This is a genomic window from Kitasatospora cystarginea (genome assembly GCF_039533515.1).
GTDB lineage: Bacteria > Actinomycetota > Actinomycetes > Streptomycetales > Streptomycetaceae > Kitasatospora > Kitasatospora cystarginea.
The window spans coordinates 1-1,583 of sequence record NZ_BAAATR010000155.1 but is presented as its reverse complement, the minus strand read 5'-3'; the positions used below and the strand labels follow the sequence as shown (position 1 = coordinate 1,583).

Sequence of the window (1,583 nt, the reverse complement as noted above, 5' to 3'; positions counted from 1 at the left end):
ACAGCAGCCTCGGCTACCGCAGTCCCGCCGAATACGAGACCGTCCTGGCGGCCTGACCACCACACCAACGGTGTCCGTCAAAGCGGAGCAAGCTCAGACAGGCACCGCCTTCACCAAGCCCGTCGACCCGCTCCTGGGCAAAGCCGTCGAGGCCTGGCAGGCCGTCAGGCCCGCCCAGCCGCCGATGCTCGACCCCAAGACCGGCGAGTTCGCGGATTTCCTGTTCGCGCACCGCGCCCGCCGGGTCGCCAAGAACTACATCAACACGGCGGTCATCCCGATGCTCTGCCGCAAGGCCGGCGTCCCCACCGCCGACGTCCGCGGCAATATCACCAACCACCGGGCCCGGTCCACCATCGCCAGCCAGCTCTACAACGCCAAGGAGCCCATGACCCTGTTCGAGCTGCAGGAATGGCTCGGCCACCGGACTCCGGAAGCGACCGCCCACTACGCGAAGATCACCCCGAACACGCTGGCCAGGGCCTACAACGACGCCGGCTACTTCGCCCGCAACGTCCGCACCATCGAGGTCCTCGTCGACCGCGACGCCGTCGCCTCCGGCGCCGCAGCCGAAGGCGAGCCCTGGCAGTACTATGACCTCGGCCACGGCTGGTGCACCTACACCTTCTTCGAGCAGTGCCAGCACCGGATGGCCTGCGCGCGCTGCGACTTCTACACCCCGAAGGCCTCCAGCAGGGGCCAGCTGCTGGAGGCGAAGGAGAACCTGCAGAAGATGCTCGCGGCCATCCCGCTCACCGACGACGAACGCGCCGCCGTCGACGACGGCCAGGCCGCTCTGGACCGGCTGTTGGAACGGCTCACCGAAATCCCCACCCCAGCAGGGCCGACTCCACGTCAGATCGGCTTCTCAGCCGCCGCGACGCTGCTGCCGATCCTGGGGACTACCCACGGGCCATCGCCGACAGCGACTCGTGCCTGCGACGGATGCCAGTCGGGTCAGTGAGTTGGTCACACCCGCCGGGCCCACCAAGGCAGGTCCTTCGAAGCCAACGGATTTGGCAGGGTGCGGCTGCGAAAGCTCTCGTCCAGCGGCGCGATCAGCTCCTCGAGAGCGCGAGCAGATGGAGCCGACAGCATGCTCAGCACTTCGTCCAGCAGACCGCGGCTGCTTCGACCGCAGCAGCCGCAGGGATGGAAATTCCTCCGGGAAGGCTGCTGGGAGGTGCTCGACCACCCGGCCAGGGCCTCCGCCACCGCCCCAGGCCACAGGCCAAACCCCGCCCAATTCATGGCTGTTCGGATCTCGATCTGGGAGATCTCCTGCTGCACGATCGCCGGAAGGCCGGGCACGTGAGGCACGACCCTCCAGTGAGGCCGGTGGTTGGCGGCACGGCGCAGGTCATGGGGCCGCTTATGCGGCATCAGCGTCTTTTTTCGCGGGTCAGACTCGGGGACTGGCCGTCAGGCTACCAGGGTGAGTCGCCCCTCACCGGGCCGTCAGCTTGACTTCCTTGATTCCACAGAAACGGCGGGAAGTCCGCGGGCATCGCCCGCCACTTGATGCCGTTGTCGACGAGGTAGTGGATCGCGTCCAGCATCGTCCGGTGGCAGTACGCCTCCGG

3 protein-coding genes are annotated in these 1,583 nt (G+C 67.7%); 1 reads left to right on the top strand and 2 read right to left on the bottom strand.

Annotated elements, in window-relative coordinates:
• Positions 1-964, top strand: a 964-nt coding sequence (locus ABD369_RS40530; protein ID WP_344641650.1) for a tyrosine-type recombinase/integrase, incomplete at its 5' end; no start/stop codon positions are given.
• A gap of 5 nt (positions 965-969) precedes the next feature.
• On the opposite strand, the gene ABD369_RS40525 is transcribed toward ABD369_RS40530, so the two are convergent.
• The gene (locus ABD369_RS40525; protein ID WP_344641649.1) at positions 970-1,311 is read right to left on the bottom strand and encodes a hypothetical protein; all 342 of its coding nucleotides are present in this window, start codon (positions 1,309-1,311) and stop codon (positions 970-972) included.
• A gap of 116 nt (positions 1,312-1,427) precedes the next feature.
• Positions 1,428-1,583 (bottom strand): transposase (locus ABD369_RS41520; protein ID WP_425557897.1); only part of this gene is annotated, 156 nt, incomplete at its 5' end.